This is a genomic window from Sphingobacterium kitahiroshimense, from assembly GCF_025961315.1.
GTDB lineage: Bacteria > Bacteroidota > Bacteroidia > Sphingobacteriales > Sphingobacteriaceae > Sphingobacterium > Sphingobacterium anhuiense.
Map to the genome: position 1 here is coordinate 4,410,262 of NZ_JAOQNK010000001.1, position 20,440 is coordinate 4,430,701.

A 20,440-nucleotide genomic window follows, 5' to 3' on the forward strand; every position below is an offset into this window, starting at 1 on the left:
GAGTTGAATGATTTTAACAAGTTTGAGAAGCCTAATTTCCCAACTCTAACAAATATCATAAATTTAATTTGAAGCTGTAATTTGACTTTTCCACATTGGTGGAAAAAAATGATCGATATAGGGCTTTGCGCATGCGGAATATTTGTATTCGCTTGGTTATCAATATTAATTTAATGTTGATAACTTTAGAAGATAGAAAATATCTGTATTTTAAGAATGTTTTTTTAGTCTAATATTTATGTCATAAAGTGACTACACTTTCTTGGTTTAATCTAATTATTTACTATATTTTGACAGCTTATTATATTAAAATATATATATGAAAAAATTACTTTGCGGTTTACTATTTTTATTATCTCTGGAAGCCTCCGCTCAAGAGAATGTCACTTTCCAAAAACCTTCTTCTGAAATTTTAGCCTTAGCTGATTTTATACGCCCTCCACAGATACGAATGTCTAATGATCATAATTGGATCTTATTTTTATATCGACCTACTTATAAGTCTTTGGCAGAATTGGGGCAGGAAGAGATGAAGCTGGCCGGTCTTCGTATCAATCCGGCAACAAATGTTGAAAGTGCAGAAACCTTCTTTAGTAAATTTTCTTTAAAGAAAATTGCTGATGATAAGGAGATTACAGATTTTAGAGGCATGCCTGCTAATCCTTCATTGGCAAATTTAACGTTTTCACCAGATAATGCGAAATTAGCTTTTACCAATACAAATACTACCGGTACGGCTTTATTTATATTAGATTTAAAATCATTGCAGGTTAAACAATTGACATCATATGTGTTGAATACGTTATTAGATGCACCTTATAAATGGTTCCGTAATTCTGAACGTTTGTTGATTTCAACACTACCAGTAAATAGAATAAAATTAATTGACCAAACAAAAGATTTGCCGACCGGGCCAGTTGTTTCGACAAGTGATGGACAGGTGTCGCAATTGAGAACATATCAGGATTTGCTGAAAAATCCACAGGATGAGACTAATTTTGAAACGTTGGTTCAGTCTGAATTACAAATTGTAGATCTAGAAGGTGCAGTTCAAAAGTTTAGTGATAAAGCAATTTTTGCCGGGACCTCTTTTTCTCCAAATGGCGAATATATTTTAGTGAATACCATTAAAAAGCCTTATTCTTATATTGTACCTTATTCTAGATTTCCCCAGGAAACAGCTATTTACGATCTGACAGGCAAATTAATTACCAAGGTAAATGATGTTCCTTTGATAGAAGTTATGCCTAAGGGTTTTTCTGCTTCACGTACAGGTCGTCGGAATTTGCATTGGAGAGATGATAAACCAGCAACTTTAGCCTATGTTGAGGCTTTGGACGGCGGTGATCCCGGGAAGAATGTTGAATTTCGTGATGCTTTATATACATTGGACTTTCCTTTTACCTCATCACCTAAATTGATCACCAAAACCAAAGATCGCTTTGCTGGTGTCATCTGGGGAAATGATGAATATGCAATGGTCAGTTCGCAATGGTATGATACCCGTAATGTGAAAACATTTTTGATTAACCCAAGTTCTGGAGCGTCAAAATTGATTAATGACCGCAATAGCCAAGATATCTACAATGATCCTGGGGATGTGTTTAAGGCACGTAATAACTTTGGAACGTATCCGATGTCAATTCAAAATGATAAAGTGTTTTTAATAGGGAAGGGATTTACAAAGGAAGGGGAATTTCCTTTTGTGGATGAGCTGGATCTAAGGAGTTTAAAGAAAAAAAGACTTTACACAGCTAAAAAATCAGATCTTCAAGAACGTATTATTCAGCTTATTGATCCGAAAACGGGAGACATGATGGTTTCTCTGCAATCTGCTTCGGTATTTCCCAATTATTTTACAAAGAATATTAAAACAGGAAAACAAAAGGCATTGACACAGTTGAAAAATCCATTTACGAATTTAGAAAAAGTACACAAGGAGATCTTGAATTATAAACGTAAAGATGGTGTTGATCTTTCAGGTACTTTATACCTGCCTGCAGGTTACGATTTTAAGAATAAGGAAAAACTTCCTTTGTTGATCTGGGCTTATCCAAGAGAATATAAAGATAAAAATACAGCTGGCCAAAGTACTGCAAACCCGAAAGAATTTACCTATCCGAGTTATGGATCATTTATTTATTGGGTGTCTAAGGGGTATGCCGTATTGGATAATGCCGCATTCCCAATTGTTGGCGAGGGTACTCAGGAACCAAATGATACTTTTATTGAACAGCTTGTTGCGAATGGTGCAGCGGCAATCGATGCGGTCGATAGTTTAGGCTATATTGATAGAAAGAAAGTGGCTGTTGGAGGACATTCTTACGGTGCTTTTATGACCGCACATCTTTTATCTAATTCAAATTTATTTGCTGCTGGAATATCAAGATCTGGTGCTTATAATCGTACGTTAACTCCTTTTGGATTTCAAAGTGAACAACGTAACTTTTGGGATGACCCACAACTGTATATGACCATGTCTCCATTTGTAAGTGCTGATAAGATGAAAACTCCTTTATTACTTGTACATGGGGGGGCAGATAATAATCCGGGTACCTTTACATTACAGACAGAGCGTTATTTCCAAGCATTGAAAAATCTTGGAGCTCCTGTTCGTATGGTTATTTTACCGCGTGAGGCACATGGTTATGTTGCAAAGGAAAATATTTTCCACCTATTGTGGGAACAGGATAAGTTTTTAGAAAAATATTTAAAAAACAAATAACCCTTAGTAAAAAGCCAGATAAAAATTATCTGGCTTTTTTAATACATATGCGTTTTTAACGCATGTCAAATGTTATTTTACAGTTTGATCTCTTTTGAAATTCTTAATTATAGCGCAGCTTTGACTTGGACTGGTAGTAAATGATCGCCCCATATTAATGCAATTTTACCAGACTTATCCACATCAATTTTAAATTGTTCCTGTGGTGTAGTGCTTGTTGAATTTCTAACATTTACACGTAATGCATCTTGTGCTTGATCATATTTTGTTCCCCATTGATTCCATGTTTTATTGAAAATAACAATTGTCTCTTGTTCACCGGGAATAGTATATAAGCTATATTTTCCTTTTGTTAATTTTTTACCTTCAATAAGTACATCTTTATCAAATGCTACAGTTGTTGCTTCATTTGCACCCGTACGCCATATTTCTCCAACTTTGACAATATCAACACCAATTTGTCTACCTTTTAAAGATGGACGGCTGTAGTTTACATCAATGGTTACACCATCACTAGTAGTGACTTTAACACTATCAGGTGGGCTTGGTCTCTTGGTTTTATCAGTTTGTCCAAATACAGTGGTACAAATGATCGTTAACATAAATAAGATAGCTGTTGTTTTCATAATATTTTTTAATTAAATATACATAAAAATTTAAAGTAAAAAATTGATAGTAAGCTTTTTAAAGTAATTTCTTGTATTTAGAGATATCGATGCCACAATTTTAGTTTTGTTGATACATAGGTAGATCGTATGGTAAAGTTTTGGTGTAAATGAGGAATAGTTGTACTTGGAGAAGGCTAGAAATAAATTTTAATACAAAAAGGGGAATATGTGTTTTGCATATTCCCCTTTTATTTTTTCTCATTAAGCACTTAAACAAGGTATTCAAATAAGGTTTGATCTTTATTTAATTCGATATATTCAAATTTGTTTTCCGTCATTCTTTGTAACAACGATTGGTAATCTGCCGGGTTGTTTAGTTCGATACCAATCAAGGCTGGACCACGCTCGCGTTCGGTTTTTTTGATAAATTCGAAACGGGTAATATCATCTTTGGGGCTTAATACCTCGGATACGAATAGTTTTAAAGCTCCTGGGCGATTTGGGAAACGTACAATAAAGTAATGTTTATATCCTTCATATAAGAGTGATAATTCTTGGATTTCACTCATACGGTTAATATCATTATTGCCTCCTGAAATAATACAGACAACTTTTTTTCCTTTTATTTCATCTTTATGAAACTCTAATGCCGCTACCGAAAGCGCTCCCGCAGGTTCTACGACGATTGCATCTTTATTATATAGCTCTAATATGCAGGTACAGATTTTTCCTTCTGGGATCGATCGGATATCATCTAAATATTCGCGGCTGATCTCGAATGTAAGGTCTCCAACTTTTTGAACAGCAGCACCATCGACAAATTTATTGATCTTCTCGAGTTCGACAGGTTTTCCCGCTGTAAATGCCGCCTGCATAGAAGCTGCTCCTTGTGGCTCTACACCATAGCATTTGATATTGGGATTTTTGTTTTTTAAATAGTAACTCGTTCCTGCAGAAAGTCCACCGCCACCGATTGGAATAAAAACAGCATTAACATCTGGTAAGTCTTGTAAGATTTCTACGGCTACTGTTCCCTGTCCTTCAATAACCTTTGGATCATCAAAAGGAGGAATGAAGGTCATGTTATTTTCTTCAGTATAAATGCGAGCCGCTTTCTGACAGTCATCAAAAGTATCTCCGGTCAATATAATTTCGATATTGCCATTGCCCCACATTTCTGTTTGTGTTATTTTTTGTTTTGGTGTTGGGCCGGGCATAAAAATAACACCTTTAATATCGAGCTTTTTACAAGAGAAGGCAACTCCCTGTGCATGATTGCCTGCACTTGCACACACCACACCACGCTTTTGCTCTTCTTGGCTCAGCGAAATTATTTTATTATATGCTCCTCTTAATTTGTATGATCTAACGATTTGCAGGTCTTCTCGTTTCAGATAGACATCTGCGCCATATTTCTCAGAAAGATAAGTGTTGTATTGCAAAGCTGTGCGATTGACGACGTCCTTGATACGATGGTAAGTGCTTTCTGAGTCGATTTGTAAATTAGAAAAATCTAAACTCATTTTGTTCTATTATGATTAGGTGATTGTTTTTTTTTATTCAAATAAAAAAACGTCATTTCGACTTAGAATAAAAGTAAATAAGTTTTTTGACTTTTTACTTGCAAATTTATTCTTTGTCAAAATGACGTTTTAATAAGTTTTTGTGTTATTAAACGCTTTCTGCGAATAAACTTCTGAGATCATCGTCGCAAATATCTTTTTTGGCATCTGCTAGAATTAGGAAGCGCTCATATGTTTCTGCAAGGGCTTCTTTTTCTAAGGTGTAACCGAGACGTTCTAAGTGATGCTTTAAAGCATGACGACCGGAACGAGCGGTTAAGATAATACCTGCTTCTTCTAATCCCACATCTTCGGGGCGAATAATTTCATAAGTCTCACGGTGTTTTAAGAAACCATCTTGATGAATACCGGAGCTGTGAGCGAAGGCATTACGCCCAACAATTGCTTTATTAGGTTGTACTGGCATATTCATCATTTCACTTACTTTACGTGAAAGGTAAGTGAACATCTTGCTGTCAATATTTGAAGTTAGGTTACCGAAAGACTGATTATGAACTTTTAGAATCATAGCCACTTCTTCCAAAGAGGTATTTCCAGCACGTTCGCCGATACCATTGATGGTACATTCTACCTGACGCGCACCATTTTGGATTGCAGCAATGGAATTGGCTGTTGCTAATCCTAAATCATTATGGCAATGTGCAGAAATAATCGCTTGATCAATGTTTTTAACATTTTCTTTCAAAAACTTTATTTTAGCGCCATATTGATCAGGTAAACAGTAACCGTTCGTATCTGGAATGTTGACAACAGTAGCACCTGCGGCAATAACTGCTTCGACCATTTGCGCTAAGTAAACTAAATCAGCGCGGCCGGCATCTTCTGCGTAAAACTCTACATCTTCAACATGTGATTTTGCATATTTTACTGCCGCAACAGCGCGATCTAATATTTCTTCGCGTGTGGAGTTGAATTTATACTTGATATGCATATCAGAAGCTCCGATACCCGTATGTATACGTGGTCTTTTTGCATATTTTAAGGCTTCTGCAGCAACTTTAATATCATTTTCATTGGCACGTGTCAAAGCACAGATAATAACATCATTTACGGCCTTGGATAATTCAACAACCGATTGAAAATCTCCGGGACTAGAAACTGGGAAACCAGCCTCAATAACATCGACACCCAGTTTCTCCAAATCTTTTGCAATGTCGATTTTTTCAGGAGTAGTTAATTGACATCCTGGTACCTGTTCGCCATCGCGAAGAGTGGTATCGAAGATGTATAGATGATTTGGATCGTGTAACATAGCTTTATGTTTATAATTTAGAAACTCTGTTCAGTCTATTTAATAAATTCTAATACTTTAGCACCCATTTCTTGTGTGCCTAATATTTTGTCTGCAGGTGTATTTACATTTGCAATATCACCTGTTCTCCAGCCAGCTTTTAAAGTTGCTGCAACTGCTTCTGTTACTTCTTTAGCTTCTGCTTGTAAACCAAAACTAATATCTAACATTAATGCAACAGATAAAATCGATGCCAATGGATTGGCTTTATTCTGTCCTGCAATATCGTGCGCTGAACCATGGATAGGTTCAAAAAACCCTGTACCGTCACCAATAGATGCAGAAGCTAGCATGCCCATAGAACCAGCAATCTGTGAAGCTTCGTCTGTTAAAATGTCACCAAATAAGTTGGCGGTTAGTACCACATCAAATTTCTTTGGATTTTTCACCAATTGCATCGCAGCATTGTCAATAAACATATGTTCAGTTTCGACATCTGGATATTCTGTTGCAATCTCTTGCACGACTTCTCTCCAAAGACGGGATGTTTCTAATACGTTTGCTTTATCTACCGAACATAATTTCTTAGAACGTGTACGGGCAGCTTCATAAGCTTTACGTGCTATACGTTCTACTTCATAGCGGTTATAATTCATTAGATCTGAAGCGAAATTATTATCTTCAGAACGATTTTTCTCACCGAAGTATACGTCTCCTGTTAACTCGCGGAAGAAAAGGATATCTGTTCCTTTTAATACTTCTGGTTTCAAGCTAGATGCGTCTAATAGTTCATCAAATAACAAGATGGGACGTAAGTTTGCATAAAGACCTAATTCTTTACGGATTTTTAATAATCCTTGTTCCGGACGTACTTTAGCAGATGGATCATTATCGTATTTAGCATGTCCAATGGCACCGAATAGGATTGCATCACTTGATTTTGCTTTTTCTAAGGTTTCATCTGGCAATGGGTTTCCGGTAGCTTCAATAGCAACGTGACCCATGATCGCTTCATCAAAACTGAATTCATGACCATATTTTTGTCCGATTTTTTCTAGAACTTTTTTACCCCAAATAGTTACTTCTTGTCCTATTCCGTCACCAGGAATAACGAGTATATTTTTTTTCATCAGATTAATTATTTTGAGTGTATGTTTTCAATTGGATAATCGACTCCATTTCACTCGTTTTTATTTTTTATGATGAAACTATCATGCGCATATATACTGTATGTTGGGAGTAGCGTGGGCATGATAGTTTCCTGTTATGCGTACTGTAAAATATCTTCAATGGTTTTAACCATTCCTTTTTCTAATATGATTTTCTTTTCAAGGCATGCCGGTAGCTGTGTCTCAAAATGGCCAACATAAATTAATGTTTTTCCATAGGTGCATAGTTCATCTACAACTGCATTGAAATGTTGTGTTTGTTCGTAATCAAGACCCTGGCAGGGTTCGTCCAAAATTAATAATTCAGGATTCTTAATCACTGTTCTTGCTAGCAAAGCTAAACGTTGTTTGCCTAAGGGTAGTGTATTTAATAATTTATTTTTATCTTCTTTCAAATCAAAGAAATCCAATACTTGATCGAGGAATTGTTGGTTTTCAAAGCTGAGATTACGGAATAGTCCAACGGAATCAAAAAAACCTGAAGCAACACTTTGCCAAACTTTCGCTGACTGATCAAAGTACCAATGCATTTCAGGTGAAATAATTCCTAAATGAGCTTTGATGTCCCATATACTTTCTCCAGATCCTCTTTGTTTACCGAAAAGAACAATATCATTGGTATAGGCCTGAGGGTGATCTCCATTGATTAAACTTAATAACGTAGACTTTCCAGATCCATTATGCCCCTGCAATAACCATTTTTCACCTGCTTTTACTTCCCAATTAATTGTTTTTAGTACCTCTTTTTCACCATACCTTACATCCACATTGGACATTTTTACCATGATTCGGGAAGTAATACGTGGAGATTTCTGTAAAAAATGTGGAAGCGGTTTTCTTGCGCGCTCTTTTTCTCGTGAGAATGCTGCTTGTGAAGAAACCTCATGCAACTGACCTTCCTGTATTTCTGCAAAATGATTGATACAGGTTGGCACTGTTTGATCATTACTGATTAATATCAAAGTCACTCCAGCGTGTGCTAAATCATCGAACGCTTGATTAAGTTCTTGGCGAGATTGACGATCCAGACCTGTATAGGGTTGGTCAATAATCAATACTTGTGGCTTTAGCCATAACGCTTTAATTAACTGCAGTTTTTTATGTTCACCACTGGATAATTCTATAAGCTGTGTGTTTTGAACATCTTCAAACCCAAAAGTTTGGAAGTATGGTTTTACCTCTTCAAATTGCAAATGTTTTTCTTTTGCAAAATGTAGAAATTCGGCCTGTACTGTTAACGTATCGTTGGTTTGATGTTTGTTGTAACGTTGCTGGTAATAGAAGTTTTTATCGCCTTCTAAATTGGTGAATTGATACCAATTGGAAACATATAAAACTTCTGCAGGAAGAGGGGAGTTGCTGTTAAAGTTGATATTTAAAAGTCCACTGTATGGAATATGGCCTGCAATTGCTTGTGCCAAAGTAGTCTTTCCCGTACCGCTTCTACCACCGATTAACCAGTGCTGACCTGGTTCAATTTGCCAATTCAAGTCCTGCAGTACCACGTGATATTGGTGCTGGACAGTTAAATTGGCAATATGGACGACAGGTTCTATCATTATCTTGTTTGTTCGAAAGTTTCGATTGCACTTTTGTTGTTTAGGATGAAATCAATATCATCATATCCGTTAATAAGACATGATTTTTTGTAAGGATTAATTTCAAAAGATTGTTGTGCACCTGTTTCAGATAATGTAACGGTTTGATTTTCTAGATCCACGATAATTTCTGTGTTCGGGTTTTTAAATACGGTATCAAAAATAGTTTCTAAAAACTCGTCTGTTACCTGAATCGGCAATACGCCATTATTCAAGGCATTGCCTTTGAAGATATCTGCGAAGAAACTACTGATCACAACATCAAATCCATAATCCTGGATAGCCCAAGCAGCATGCTCACGACTAGAACCACAACCAAAGTTTTTACCTGCTACAAGAACTTTTCCTGTGTAAGTAGGGTTGTTCATTACAAAATCAGACTTGGGTTGATTTTCGCTATCATAACGCCAGTCGCGGAATAAATTGTCACCAAATCCATCCCGTGTAGTCGCTTTTAAAAAGCGTGCTGGGATAATCTGATCGGTATCTATATTTTCAATCGGTAAAGGAACTACCGTTGTTGTTATTGTTTCAAATTTTTTCATCTAAATAATTTGTTATTTAATGGTGATGAAGCTATCATGAGAAGAGAATTATCTCCTTTTTGAGCCACTTTTGCCTCATGATGGTTTCATCTAAATAATTATTTACGAGTGTCTGTTCTTCATTGTATCAATGAACTCGTTTCACTCGGTATGTTATTTTATGTTGATGAAGCTATCATGAGAAGAGTATTTATCTCCTTTTTGAGCCACTTTCTGCTCATGATGGTTTCCTCCACTTCATTATTTATTTACGAGTATCTGTCTTTAACTGTATCAATGAACAACTCGTTTCACTTTATATGTGAGCTGTTTTAAGCTCTTGATATTTTCCGTGTTATGTTGCTGTCAGTGCAATGTTTTATTTTAAAACTGCTCTAACTTCTCTAAGCTTCATAGTCATGCTGACGGCTAAATTATCAGCCCAATTGTTGTAATCTTTAATAGCATCTAAACGTTCTTGATCGCTCACATACCCTTCTTCTACCATTTGTTTTGAGTTGGCTACCTGCGACCATATTTTTAATTTGTCTAGGTGTAATGGGTTGTTGCGCTCATAATGTTCATCGGCGTTAAAGACTTCAATTTGACCAAAACCATGTTCTTCAAAAATGTCATCCAGATCGTATCCGATTCTATTGTTCATACCAGCGTCATTTCGCCACATCAAAAACATGTGATAATAATGTTCCATACTTCTGGGTATTTTTGGAGTCCAATCGATGGCTTCATGATTATAATCTAATATCGATACTTGCCCATTGGGTTTTAATAACGTTTTCAATTTATCAATCGCTTTATCAAGTGTTGAAATCCATTGAAAAGTACGTGCTGAAACGATCAGGTCAAATTTTTCGATGCTGTCAAAATCTAGTAAATCACAATGAATCAATTCTAGATTCTGGATACTACCAAATAGATTTTTTCCTTCCGTAATAAAAGACTCTGTATTATCAATTCCAACAATAGCACCTGATGGGCCGACTATGGCTGCGATATCTTTTGTGATCGCACCTGTTCCACAACCGATATCCAAAACTCTTAATCCTGGTTTTAAAGCAGATTTCAATGTATGATAATCTTTTTCCAACGTTCTTTGATTAAAGATTGCGTTTGCACTTTGCTCTTCACGTTGAATCACTTTATTTTCGGTGACTGCGACTGTCTGACAAATTTGGCACATTTGTAAAAGTTATTTAAGAACAGCTACTATTAGCAATTAGATTATATCAACTCCCTAACATCGGTAATTTTACCTGTTACAGCTGCCGCTGCAGCAGTTAAAGGTGATACCAGCATCGTGCGGGCATCAGGTCCTTGACGTCCTTCAAAATTTCTATTTGATGTCGAAACACAGTATTTTCCTGCAGGAATTTTATCTTCATTCATGCCTAGACATGCTGAACAGCCTGGTTCACGTAATTGAAATCCTGCCGCTTCGAAAATTTTATCTAATCCTTCTTCGATTGCCTGTTTTTCAACTTGTTTTGAGCCAGGAACGATCCAAACTTCTACTTGTTCTGCTTTTTGTTTTCCTTGAACAAATGCAGCAACTTCACGTAAATCTTCGATACGGGAGTTTGTACAGCTTCCAATAAAGACATAATCTACTGGTTTTCCTAAAATTGGAGCATCATCAGCAAAGCCCATATAGTTGAGTGCTTTTTGATAAGATGGTTGTTCTGATTCAGGTTGTGACTGTGTAGCTGGAATGCTTTCTGTAATGCCCATGCCCATTCCTGGATTAGTACCATAGGTGATCATCGGTGCGATATCTGCTGCATCAAATTCTAATACAGCATCAAATTGTGCGTCATCATCAGAATATAATGTTTTCCAATATGCTAATGCTTTATCCCATTCGTCTCCTTTAGGAGCGAATTCACGTCCTTTTACATAATCGAAAGTAGTTTGATCGGGAGCAATTAAGCCTCCACGAGCTCCCATTTCAATACTCATATTACAAATGGTCATTCTAGCTTCCATACTTAATGAACGGATTGCCGAACCAGCATATTCAATAAAATAGCCTGTACCACCTGCTGCAGAGATTTTTGCAATGATGTATAAGATAATATCTTTCGCGCCTACTCCTTTTTGCAAATCACCATTTACTTCGATTTTCATCGTTTTTGGTTTTTGTTGCAGTAAGCATTGTGTTGCAAAAACTTGTTCCACTTGAGAAGTGCCTATTCCAAAAGCAATAGCACCAAATGCACCGTGTGTTGAGGTATGACTATCTCCACATACCATAGTTTTACCTGGTAATGTAATCCCTAATTCTGGCCCAATCACGTGTACAATACCTTGGTAGGGGTGACCTAAACCATATAGGTTAATACCGAATTCAGCACAGTTTTTAGTCAACATATCAACTTGGTAGCGTGATAATTCTTCTTTGATGGGAAGGTGCTGATTTAAAGTGGGGACATTATGATCTGCCGTGGCAACAGTTTGGTTGGGACGAAATACCGGTAAACCTCTTTTGCGCAGACCATCGAATGCTTGTGGGGAAGTTACCTCATGGATAAGGTGGGTGTCTATATAAATAATATCTGGAAATCCTTCTTCACGTTTGACGACATGCGCATCCCAAATTTTTTCTACTAATGTTTTTGACATTTTCTTCTCTAATGTTAATTTTTCAATTTAATTCGGTTGTTTTTTTGGAACTTCCTAAAAACAACCGAATTTTTGCAGTCTAAATTACGAAAATTTAAACAGTTTTTATAGCTTTCATTGCAGTCATTGCTTGACGTAATTTACGACCTACAATTTCGACTTCATGATTACGTAAAATATCATTAATTTCCACTAACTGAGCGTTATCTACTGATGCGTCTTTACCAGCATTATAGTTTTTACCGACTAAATCAGTTTTTACTGTTTTCATGAAATCAGCTAATAATGGTTTACAAGCTTGATCAAATAAATAACAGCCATATTCTGCTGTATCTGAAATAACACGGTTCATTTCAAATAATTTTTTACGAGCGATTGTATTCGCGATTAAAGGAGTTTCGTGCAATGATTCGTAGTAAGCTGATTCTGGTTTAATTCCTGCTTCAACCATAGTTTCGAAAGCTAATTCAACACCAGCTCTGATGAAAGCAACCATCAAAGTATAGTTGTCAAAGTACTCTTGCTCTGCAATTTTCACATCACCTGCAGGAGTTTTTTCAAATGCTGTCTCACCAGTTTCAGCTCTCCATTTTAATAGATTCGCATCACCGTTAGCCCAGTCTTCCATCATTGTTTTACTGAATTCGCCAGAGATAATGTCATCTTGGTGTTTTTGGAATAGCGGACGCATGATATCTTTCAATTCTTCTGATAATTCAAAAGCTTTGATTTTAGCAGGATTGCTTAAACGATCCATCATACCACTTACACCACCGTGCTTTAATGCTTCAGTAATAACTTCCACACCATATTGAACTAGTTTGGATGCATATCCAGCGTCAATTCCTTGTTCAACCATTTTATCGAACGATAAAATAGAACCTGTTTGCAATAAACCACATAGGATGGTTTGCTCGCCCATTAAATCAGATTTTACTTCAGCAACAAATGATGATTTCAATACTCCAGCTCTGTGACCACCTGTACCTACACAATATGCTTTTGCTTCAGCCCATCCTTTTCCTTGTGGATCGTTTTCTGGGTGAACAGCAATTAAAGTAGGAACACCAAAACCACGTACATATTCAGCACGTACTTCAGATCCTGGACATTTAGGTGCTACCATAATAACAGTAATGTCTTTACGGATTTGCATACCTTCTTCTACGATGTTGAAACCGTGTGAATAGGACAAAGTAGCACCTTCTTTCATTAAAGGCATTACAGCATTGATCACAGCAGTATGTTGCTTATCTGGTGTTAAGTTAATTACTAGATCTGCAGTAGGAATTAATTCTTCATAAGTTCCTACTGTAAAATTGTTATCTGTAGCATTTTTCCAAGAATCTCTTTTTTGCTCAATAGCTTCTTTACGTAAAGTATATGATACGTCTAAACCACTATCTCTCAAATTTAGACCTTGGTTTAAACCTTGTGCACCACAGCCTACGATTACGATTTTTTTACCCTTTAAAGCATCTACACCGTCAGCGAATTGACTGTTGTCCATAAAATCTGCTTGACCTAATTGATGTAATTGATCTCTAAGTGGTAGTGTGTTGAAATAATTTGCCATTGTTGTTGTTAATTTCTTTATTGATGGTTTGTTGATTATTTTATTTACTGTTTCTAATTGCTTTGCGTTGTGCTAAGGCATATCCCCAATGCAAATTGTCGTGCGATAGGGTTGCGATTAGTACTTCTTCGATTGTTTTCATCTCAGCACCATAGGTTGCTGTAGCGTAAGGAGTGATAGTCGTAAAAATACCTTTCTCATAGTCGCTTTGAATCTGATCGACGGTTGTTAGTGCTAATGCTTTCAATTCATCTACTTCTTCCTGTGTCACGTTACGTGTCGGTTTAGTATCTTTTTTATAGTCTTCATTGTACTTTACTGATAACGTATCTGCTAAGATACCGGTGCGAACATAACTCAACGTTTGTGTTGAAACGACGATATGCGCAAAATTCCAGAAGATGTTATTATTGAATCCTTCTGGTATAAGATTTAATTCGTCTAATGTCAAATCATCTAGCAATCTTATAAATCCTTTACGGCTACTGATAATAAATTCAAATATGTGTTGTGTCATTTTTTACTTTTTTAATCGAAATTTTCAATGAGGCAATGATTTTTATAGGACATTGCCTCATTTTTTGAAAGTTAAGAAATGTTGCCATTACATGGTGAAAACATCATCTCCTTTTTCGAGATATTCGTTTTCAACGACATCTTCAGAAGGTTCTCTGCGTTCAAATTCTTTTAATTTAGCATGAAATCCAGCACTTTCTTTAATGATAGCGATACGTGCACCACGTACAAATTCTATTAAATTATACTTGGTCAACTCTTCTGTTAACTTATCAATTTCCTCACGATGACCTGCGGTTTCGAAGACGGTGTAGTCTTTGCGGATAACAACTGCAGATGCGCCATATTGACGTAATAGTCTTTCTACATACACTTTTTCTGTAATGACTTCTGTTGGAACTTTGTATAAAGCTTGTTCTTGCCAGATTACTTCATCATTAGTATTGTAGTATGCTTTGAGTACCTCTACCTGTTTTTCGATTTGACGGCATAATTTGCGTACTACTTCTTCTATTTCAGTAATTAAAATCGTAAAGCGATGAATCCCTTCTACTTCGGAAGGAGAAGTGTTTAAACTTTCGATATTTATTTTTCTTCTTGAGAATATGGTTGATATTCTACCGATCATACCGATAGAATTTTCTGTATATATTGTGATTGTATATTCTTGTTTTTCCATTTTATTTCAATCTAATTTCTGAAACACTTGTCCCTTGGGCAACCATTGGAAATACATTGTTTTCCTTGCCAACCATTACTTCGAGAAGGTAAGCTCCATCATGATCCAACATCGTTTTTAAAGCTGTTTTCAACTGATCTCTTTCTGAAACTTTTTGCCCTTCTATGTAGTATGATTTTGCTAAGGCAACAAAATCTGGACTGGTAATATTCACGAAAGAATAGCGTTTTTCATTGAAAAGCTGTTGCCATTGGCGAACCATTCCTAAGAATTGATTGTTTAGGATCAAGATTTTTACTTTAGCACCAAATTGCATAATAGTTCCCAACTCTTGGAGTGTCATCTGGAATCCTCCATCGCCAATAATAGCAATAACATCGCGATGTGGAGCGCCATACCAGGCACCTATTGCCGCAGGTAGACCAAATCCCATGGTTCCTAATCCTCCTGAAGTAACATTGGATTTGGTTTGATTGAATTTTGCATAACGGCAGGCAACCATTTGATGTTGACCGACATCGGTCGTGATAATTGCATCTCCGCCAGTCAATTCATTTAATAAATGAACAACTTCACCCATTGTTAGCACATCACCTGTAGGGTGAAGCTCATTTTGGATGACCTCTTTAATTTCTTCTTTTTCTAAGGTTCTGAATTGTTCTAACCAATCGGTATGTTCTTTTTTGTCAATTAACTCGGTCAGTTGCGGCAAAGTTTCTTTACAATCTCCCCAAACTGCAACTGTTGTTTGAACATTTTTATCAATTTCGGCAGGGTCAATATCCAAATGAACTACTTTTGCCTGTTTAGCATATTTGTCAAGACGTCCCGTAACACGGTCATCAAAACGCATACCTATAGCGATTAAAACATCACACTCGTTAGTCATCACATTAGGTGCATAGTTACCATGCATACCAAGCATTCCAACATGTTGTGGATGATCTGTTTCGAGTGCGCTAAGCCCCATTACTGTGGCTGCGGCAGGTATTCCTGATTTTTCTAAGAAATCTTTAAACTCCTGCTCAGCTTTACCTAAGATAATACCTTGACCAAATAGTATAAATGGTTTTTGTGCACTATTGATTAAAGCTGCCGCTTCCTGTACATATTCTTTTCTTACAATAGGAGATGGACGGTACGAACGGATGTGCGTACATTTTTCATAACCTAAATAATCGAATAATTCCATTTGTGCATTTTTGGTAATATCAATCAATACGGGACCTGGACGGCCAGTACTGGCAATATGAAAAGCTTTTGCTATAGCTGTAGGAATTTCTGATGCTTCTGTCACCTGATAACTCCATTTGGTGACAGGAGCAGTAATATTAATGACGTCTGTTTCTTGAAAGGCATCGGTACCCAATAGACTAGCAAATACTTGTCCAGTGATACAGACTATAGGGTTACTATCAATCATAGCATCGGCTAAACCAGTAACCAAATTTGTTGCTCCGGGACCAGAAGTTGCAAATACAACACCGGTACGACCTGAGGTTCTTGCATAGCCTTGTGCTGCATGAATACCACCTTGTTCGTGGCGGACTAGAATATGAGTCAATTTTTCATTGTAATCATATAATGCATCATAGATGGGCATAATAGCCCCTCCAGGATATCCAAATACGGTATCAACACCTTCACACAATAAGGCTTCTAATACCGCCTGCGAACCTTTTAGTTGACTAATAGGTTGAGGTTGCTTCGCACATTCCTTGCTTTCAGTTTTTTCCAGCGTACTCATTATTTTTAATTTATTCGATTTTTAATTCTTTGTTTTGTTGATTATTCGGTCTTCTTCTTTATAGATCTGTTACACAGCCTTCTGATGCGTCAGCAACAGTTTTAGCATATTTGTAAAGTACTCCTTTTGTTACTTTTAGTGCTGGTTGTATCCATTTTGCACGTCGAGCAGCAATTGTTGCTTCATCTACTTTTAGATTTAGTGTATTGTTGATGGTATCAATTTCAATGATATCTTCATCTTCTACTAATCCGATCAAACCTCCTTTATACGCTTCAGGGGTAATGTGTCCCACGACAAAACCATGCGTACCTCCAGAGAATCTTCCGTCTGTGATTAATGCTACGGATTTACCTAATCCTGCACCAATAATAGCTGAAGTAGGTTTTAGCATTTCTGGCATTCCAGGTGCTCCAACCGGTCCTTCATTTTTGATAACCACTACATCTCCTTTTTTGACACGTCCTGAAGAGATACCTGCGATAAGATCTTGTTCTCCATCAAATACACGTGCGGGTCCGACAAATTTTTCTCCTTCTTTTCCTGAAATTTTTGCTACCGAACCTTTCTCGGCTAAGTTTCCATATAGGATCTGTAAGTGTCCATTTGCTTTAATAGGATCGGCTAGTTTATGAATGATCTTTTGATCATAATCTATTACGGATTTAACATCTGCTAAATTCTCAGCCAATGTTTTTCCTGTTACAGTCAAACAGTCCCCATGTAGCAATCCCTCATTTAATAAATATTTTAAAACTGCAGGGATTCCACCGTACTGATGTAAATCTTGCATTAAGTATTTACCTGATGGTTTAAAATCAGCTAAAACCGGGGTTTCATCCGACATACGTTGGAAATCATCTTGTGTGATATTTACTCCAACGGATTTGCCAATTGCTATAAAGTGCAATACGGCATTTGTACTTCCTCCTAGTATGATGATCGCACGGATGGCATTTTCAAATGCTTTACGTGTCATGATATCGGAAGGTTTGATATCTTTTTCTAATAAGATACGGATATATTTACCTGCTTCTAAACATTCATCTTTTTTATCTTGTGATACAGCAGGATTGGATGATGAGTAAGGTAAACTCATTCCTAATGCTTCGATGGCAGCAGCCATTGTATTTGCGGTATACATTCCACCACAGGCACCTGCTCCTGGACATGTATTACGGATGACACCATCGTAATCTTCGTCGGAAATATTACCACATATTTTTTGCCCTAAAGCTTCAAATGCGGAGACAATATTTAAATCTTCGCCTTTATAATGACCGGGTGCAATTGTTCCACCATATACCATAATCGCAGGACGATCTAAACGGCCCATAGCGATAACTGCACCTGGCATGTTCTTATCACATCCTGGGATCGCAATCAATCCATCATAATATTGGCCACCACAGATTGTCTCAATGCTATCAGCAATGACATCCCTGCTTACTAATGAATAACGCATACCCGCAGTACCATTACTCATACCATCGCTGACACCGATTGTACCAAATGTTAATCCGACTAAATCACTTGCCCAGACACCTTTTTTAACGACTTGTGCTAGATCATTTAAATGCATGTTACAGGTGTTCCCATCATAACCCATACTTGCAATACCTACTTGTGCTTTTTCCATGTCCGCATCCGTAAGACCAATACCATAAAGCATTGCTTTTGCTGCGGGTTGTGTTTCGTCTTGTGTGAATGTACGGCTGTATTTATTCAATATTTGTTCTTTATCAGATGATGACTTCATAGTTCTCGTTCTCTAATACTAAATTTTTATATCTTCTTTGTATAGAAGCACCTATTGTATGCTCCCAATCTTCTTTATAAATAATGTGATCGACTTGTTTGATTCCTATTATTTCTGCTGCCGTTCCTGATAGAAAAGCTGAATCTGCTTCGTGGATATCTTGCACTGTCAACCTTTTCTCAATTAGTTCAATTCCTAATTTTTTACAGATCAGCATGACTTGTTTTCGGGTTATGCCAGGAAAAATATTCTGAATAGGCGGTGTATACAGTTTGAAATCTTTTTCAATAAATAAGTTTTCACTTGACGCTTGTGCAACATAACCATCCTGATCTAACAACAGTGCTTCGTCATATCCATTTTTTATTGCTTTACTACTTGCTAAAATGGAGTTGATGTATTGGCCTGATATTTTTGATGAAATCGGAAATGCCTTTGAACTTGGTCGCTGAATATCCGATATTTCAACCTTTAATAAATTTTGTCCTAAATAAGGTCCCCATTCCCATGCCGCCATCATGATCCGAGCTTCTGTTGATGAAGTGAGATGCATGTTGGATCCAGAGAATACCAATGGACGAATGTAGGCTGAACGTAGATTGTTGATGGATAATAATTCATAAGCACGGTCAATCAACTCCCTATTATCCCACGTATATGGTATGTTGATTGCCTCACATGACTTCTCTAGACGCTCAAAGTGTTCCAGTGCCTTAAAAATACGAGGTCCATTGTGGGTGTTATATGCCCTAAGACCCTCAAACGCACCATATCCATAATGCAAAGCTTGAGTATACAGGTCAAGACCCGTAGCAAAAGCTTTGACGTAAGATCCGTCTAAGTAAATTAATGTGTTCTCGTCGTAATATTTCATAACCTTGTTATCTACCCTCCCTATTAGTAATAATTAGAAAATGACCTGTTTTTGTTTCCCTTGGGTAAATGTAATTTAAGCGTAAACTTTACTGCTGAAATTATTTCTTTAAGTTACTCCGAATAAAAATAATTGGCAATAGCCTTATCTAACTTTTTTGATTAAGTATATAATTTTGATTATTTGTTTTTTGCAAAATTAAATTTTTATATTTTTAATATTAGTGATATTTTAGAATGCAGTAAGTAGACCGTATTTAAAATCGGTCTACTTGGGTCAAAAATATTTTTTTTCATTTTAACCTCAAATTCTTCTTAAAAATTGATAATTCCTTATTCTTTTTATTTTTTTGAGTGTTATTTCTTTGAAGCGATACTCCGTTTTTTTTGATTCATGAGACTACAGTTTATGAACAATATGTGGAAAAAATTTTAAATGGGATGATGGGGGGATAGGTTGTGAAAACTGGGGACTTGGAAACCGACAAGTTGCATTGCTTTAAACAAATTGTTGATAGCTTTCAGATTGCTGGGTGTTAGATTGGATGTGTCTTGTGGATCTGTGTATGGAGAAATGTCAAGAATGGGTCAGAACGTTTTTATTATGGTGGAATTTAAGAGTCTTCTAAAGTGTTTGTTTAAGATGATTTTCTTGTCTTAGTATAAGGAGAAAAACTAATCTTGATGCATAATGCACTATTTTGTCAACTTATCCACATTGTGGACAAATGATGTTTATTTTAGGTTGGAGGATATGCCACTTTTCTATTGACATGTTAAGAGGGAAATCATTTTCGGATTTATAATAGTTTTTCAACAATTTGTTTATAATGTGTTGAAAAAATAAAAGCCTCTTATTTTTTAATAAGAGGCTTTTGAGATCATCGTAAGATGATTATGCTTCAATAATTCCTTCGGCCAAAATGGTAACGACATTATTCTTAGCTTCTACAACACCACCTTTGATGTTTAAGATCTGCTCGTCTTTACCTTGCTGAACAATTACTTTTCCGTCTTCCAAAGTCGAAATGATAGCCGCGTGATCTTTCAATATTTGAAAAGATCCTGAAGTTCCTGGAACAGTTACTGCAGTTGCATCACCTTCAAATACTATTTTGTCTGGAGTGATTATAGATAATTTCATTATTTTTAGATATAAGATTTGAGATTTGAAATTTGAGAACTTGAGGTCTTCAAATAGATATGAGATAA

General features: G+C 36.4%; 16 protein-coding genes. 1 reads left to right on the forward strand and 15 read right to left on the reverse strand.

Going from position 1 to position 20,440, the window contains the following annotated elements; all coding sequences use genetic code 11:
- The first annotated feature begins 319 nt into the window (after nt 1–319).
- Nucleotides 320–2,725, forward strand: coding sequence for a prolyl oligopeptidase family serine peptidase (locus tag M2265_RS19200; RefSeq protein WP_132769220.1), 2,406 nt, complete (start codon nt 320–322; stop codon nt 2,723–2,725).
- Nucleotides 2,726–2,832: 107 nt separating this feature from the next.
- Here the strand turns inward: M2265_RS19200 and M2265_RS19205 are convergent, their stop codons facing one another.
- From M2265_RS19205 to atpC, 15 genes are all read right to left on the reverse strand, one after another.
- Nucleotides 2,833–3,351: a DUF2911 domain-containing protein gene (locus M2265_RS19205; protein WP_132769218.1), complete on the reverse strand. Its 519-nt coding sequence runs from the start codon at nt 3,349–3,351 to the stop codon at nt 2,833–2,835.
- 251 nt (nt 3,352–3,602) lie between these two features.
- The gene (gene ilvA / locus M2265_RS19210; protein WP_021191845.1) at nt 3,603–4,856 is read right to left on the reverse strand and encodes a threonine ammonia-lyase IlvA; all 1,254 of its coding nucleotides are present in this window, start codon (nt 4,854–4,856) and stop codon (nt 3,603–3,605) included.
- A gap of 148 nt (nt 4,857–5,004) precedes the next feature.
- On the reverse strand, nt 5,005–6,168 hold the full coding sequence (locus tag M2265_RS19215) for a 2-isopropylmalate synthase (protein ID WP_021191844.1): 1,164 nt from the start codon (nt 6,166–6,168) through the stop codon (nt 5,005–5,007).
- A 35-nt stretch (nt 6,169–6,203) separates the two neighbouring features.
- A complete protein-coding gene (leuB, locus tag M2265_RS19220) occupies nt 6,204–7,277 on the reverse strand; it encodes a 3-isopropylmalate dehydrogenase (RefSeq protein ID WP_132769216.1) in 1,074 nt (357 codons plus the stop codon).
- Nucleotides 7,278–7,411: 134 nt separating this feature from the next.
- Entirely contained in the window at nt 7,412–8,875 is a 1,464-nt protein-coding gene (locus M2265_RS19225; protein WP_207902394.1) for an ATP-binding cassette domain-containing protein, read from the reverse strand.
- Nucleotides 8,875–9,459: a 3-isopropylmalate dehydratase small subunit gene (gene leuD / locus M2265_RS19230; protein WP_132769212.1), complete on the reverse strand. Its 585-nt coding sequence runs from the start codon at nt 9,457–9,459 to the stop codon at nt 8,875–8,877. Before leuD ends, M2265_RS19225 begins: the two co-directional genes overlap by 1 nt.
- A gap of 358 nt (nt 9,460–9,817) precedes the next feature.
- Entirely contained in the window at nt 9,818–10,639 is an 822-nt protein-coding gene (locus tag M2265_RS19235) for a methyltransferase domain-containing protein (RefSeq protein WP_132769210.1), read from the reverse strand.
- A 41-nt stretch (nt 10,640–10,680) separates the two neighbouring features.
- A complete protein-coding gene (gene leuC / locus M2265_RS19240; RefSeq protein ID WP_132769208.1) occupies nt 10,681–12,078 on the reverse strand; it encodes a 3-isopropylmalate dehydratase large subunit in 1,398 nt (465 codons plus the stop codon).
- Between the two features lie 94 nt (nt 12,079–12,172).
- Nucleotides 12,173–13,654 (reverse strand): ketol-acid reductoisomerase, encoded by a 1,482-nt coding sequence (gene ilvC / locus M2265_RS19245; RefSeq protein ID WP_132769206.1) that lies wholly within the window; start codon nt 13,652–13,654, stop codon nt 12,173–12,175.
- A gap of 40 nt (nt 13,655–13,694) precedes the next feature.
- A complete protein-coding gene (locus M2265_RS19250; RefSeq protein ID WP_132769204.1) occupies nt 13,695–14,171 on the reverse strand; it encodes a DinB family protein in 477 nt (158 codons plus the stop codon).
- 87 nt (nt 14,172–14,258) lie between these two features.
- Nucleotides 14,259–14,849 (reverse strand): acetolactate synthase small subunit, encoded by a 591-nt coding sequence (gene ilvN / locus M2265_RS19255; RefSeq protein ID WP_021191838.1) that lies wholly within the window; start codon nt 14,847–14,849, stop codon nt 14,259–14,261.
- Nucleotide 14,850: 1 nt separating this feature from the next.
- Entirely contained in the window at nt 14,851–16,596 is a 1,746-nt protein-coding gene (ilvB, locus tag M2265_RS19260; protein WP_132769202.1) for a biosynthetic-type acetolactate synthase large subunit, read from the reverse strand.
- Nucleotides 16,597–16,654: 58 nt separating this feature from the next.
- Entirely contained in the window at nt 16,655–18,355 is a 1,701-nt protein-coding gene (gene ilvD / locus M2265_RS19265; RefSeq protein WP_021191837.1) for a dihydroxy-acid dehydratase, read from the reverse strand.
- Nucleotides 18,339–19,229 (reverse strand): branched-chain-amino-acid transaminase, encoded by an 891-nt coding sequence (gene ilvE, locus M2265_RS19270; protein WP_021191836.1) that lies wholly within the window; start codon nt 19,227–19,229, stop codon nt 18,339–18,341. Before ilvE ends, ilvD begins: the two co-directional genes overlap by 17 nt.
- Before the next feature lie 894 nt (nt 19,230–20,123).
- Nucleotides 20,124–20,372: an ATP synthase F1 subunit epsilon gene (atpC, locus tag M2265_RS19275; protein WP_132769200.1), complete on the reverse strand. Its 249-nt coding sequence runs from the start codon at nt 20,370–20,372 to the stop codon at nt 20,124–20,126.
- Nucleotides 20,373–20,440 lie beyond the last annotated feature (68 nt).

Coding starts and splice junctions, on each gene's coding strand:
- ilvN (WP_021191838.1), bottom strand. CDS start 14,849: ATGGAAAAACAAGAATATACAATCACAATATATACAGAAAATTCTATC.
- M2265_RS19250 (WP_132769204.1), bottom strand. CDS start 14,171: ATGACACAACACATATTTGAATTTATTATCAGTAGCCGTAAAGGATTT.
- M2265_RS19235 (WP_132769210.1), bottom strand. CDS start 10,639: ATGTGCCAAATTTGTCAGACAGTCGCAGTCACCGAAAATAAAGTGATT.
- atpC (WP_132769200.1), bottom strand. CDS start 20,372: ATGAAATTATCTATAATCACTCCAGACAAAATAGTATTTGAAGGTGAT.
- ilvC (WP_132769206.1), bottom strand. CDS start 13,654: ATGGCAAATTATTTCAACACACTACCACTTAGAGATCAATTACATCAA.
- M2265_RS19225 (WP_207902394.1), bottom strand. CDS start 8,875: ATGATAGAACCTGTCGTCCATATTGCCAATTTAACTGTCCAGCACCAA.
- leuC (WP_132769208.1), bottom strand. CDS start 12,078: ATGTCAAAAACATTAGTAGAAAAAATTTGGGATGCGCATGTCGTCAAA.
- leuD (WP_132769212.1), bottom strand. CDS start 9,459: ATGAAAAAATTTGAAACAATAACAACAACGGTAGTTCCTTTACCGATT.
- M2265_RS19215 (WP_021191844.1), bottom strand. CDS start 6,168: ATGTTACACGATCCAAATCATCTATACATCTTCGATACCACTCTTCGC.
- ilvD (WP_021191837.1), bottom strand. CDS start 18,355: ATGAAGTCATCATCTGATAAAGAACAAATATTGAATAAATACAGCCGT.
- M2265_RS19205 (WP_132769218.1), bottom strand. CDS start 3,351: ATGAAAACAACAGCTATCTTATTTATGTTAACGATCATTTGTACCACT.
- ilvB (WP_132769202.1), bottom strand. CDS start 16,596: ATGAGTACGCTGGAAAAAACTGAAAGCAAGGAATGTGCGAAGCAACCT.
- M2265_RS19200 (WP_132769220.1), top strand. CDS start 320: ATGAAAAAATTACTTTGCGGTTTACTATTTTTATTATCTCTGGAAGCC.
- ilvE (WP_021191836.1), bottom strand. CDS start 19,229: ATGAAATATTACGACGAGAACACATTAATTTACTTAGACGGATCTTAC.
- ilvA (WP_021191845.1), bottom strand. CDS start 4,856: ATGAGTTTAGATTTTTCTAATTTACAAATCGACTCAGAAAGCACTTAC.
- leuB (WP_132769216.1), bottom strand. CDS start 7,277: ATGAAAAAAAATATACTCGTTATTCCTGGTGACGGAATAGGACAAGAA.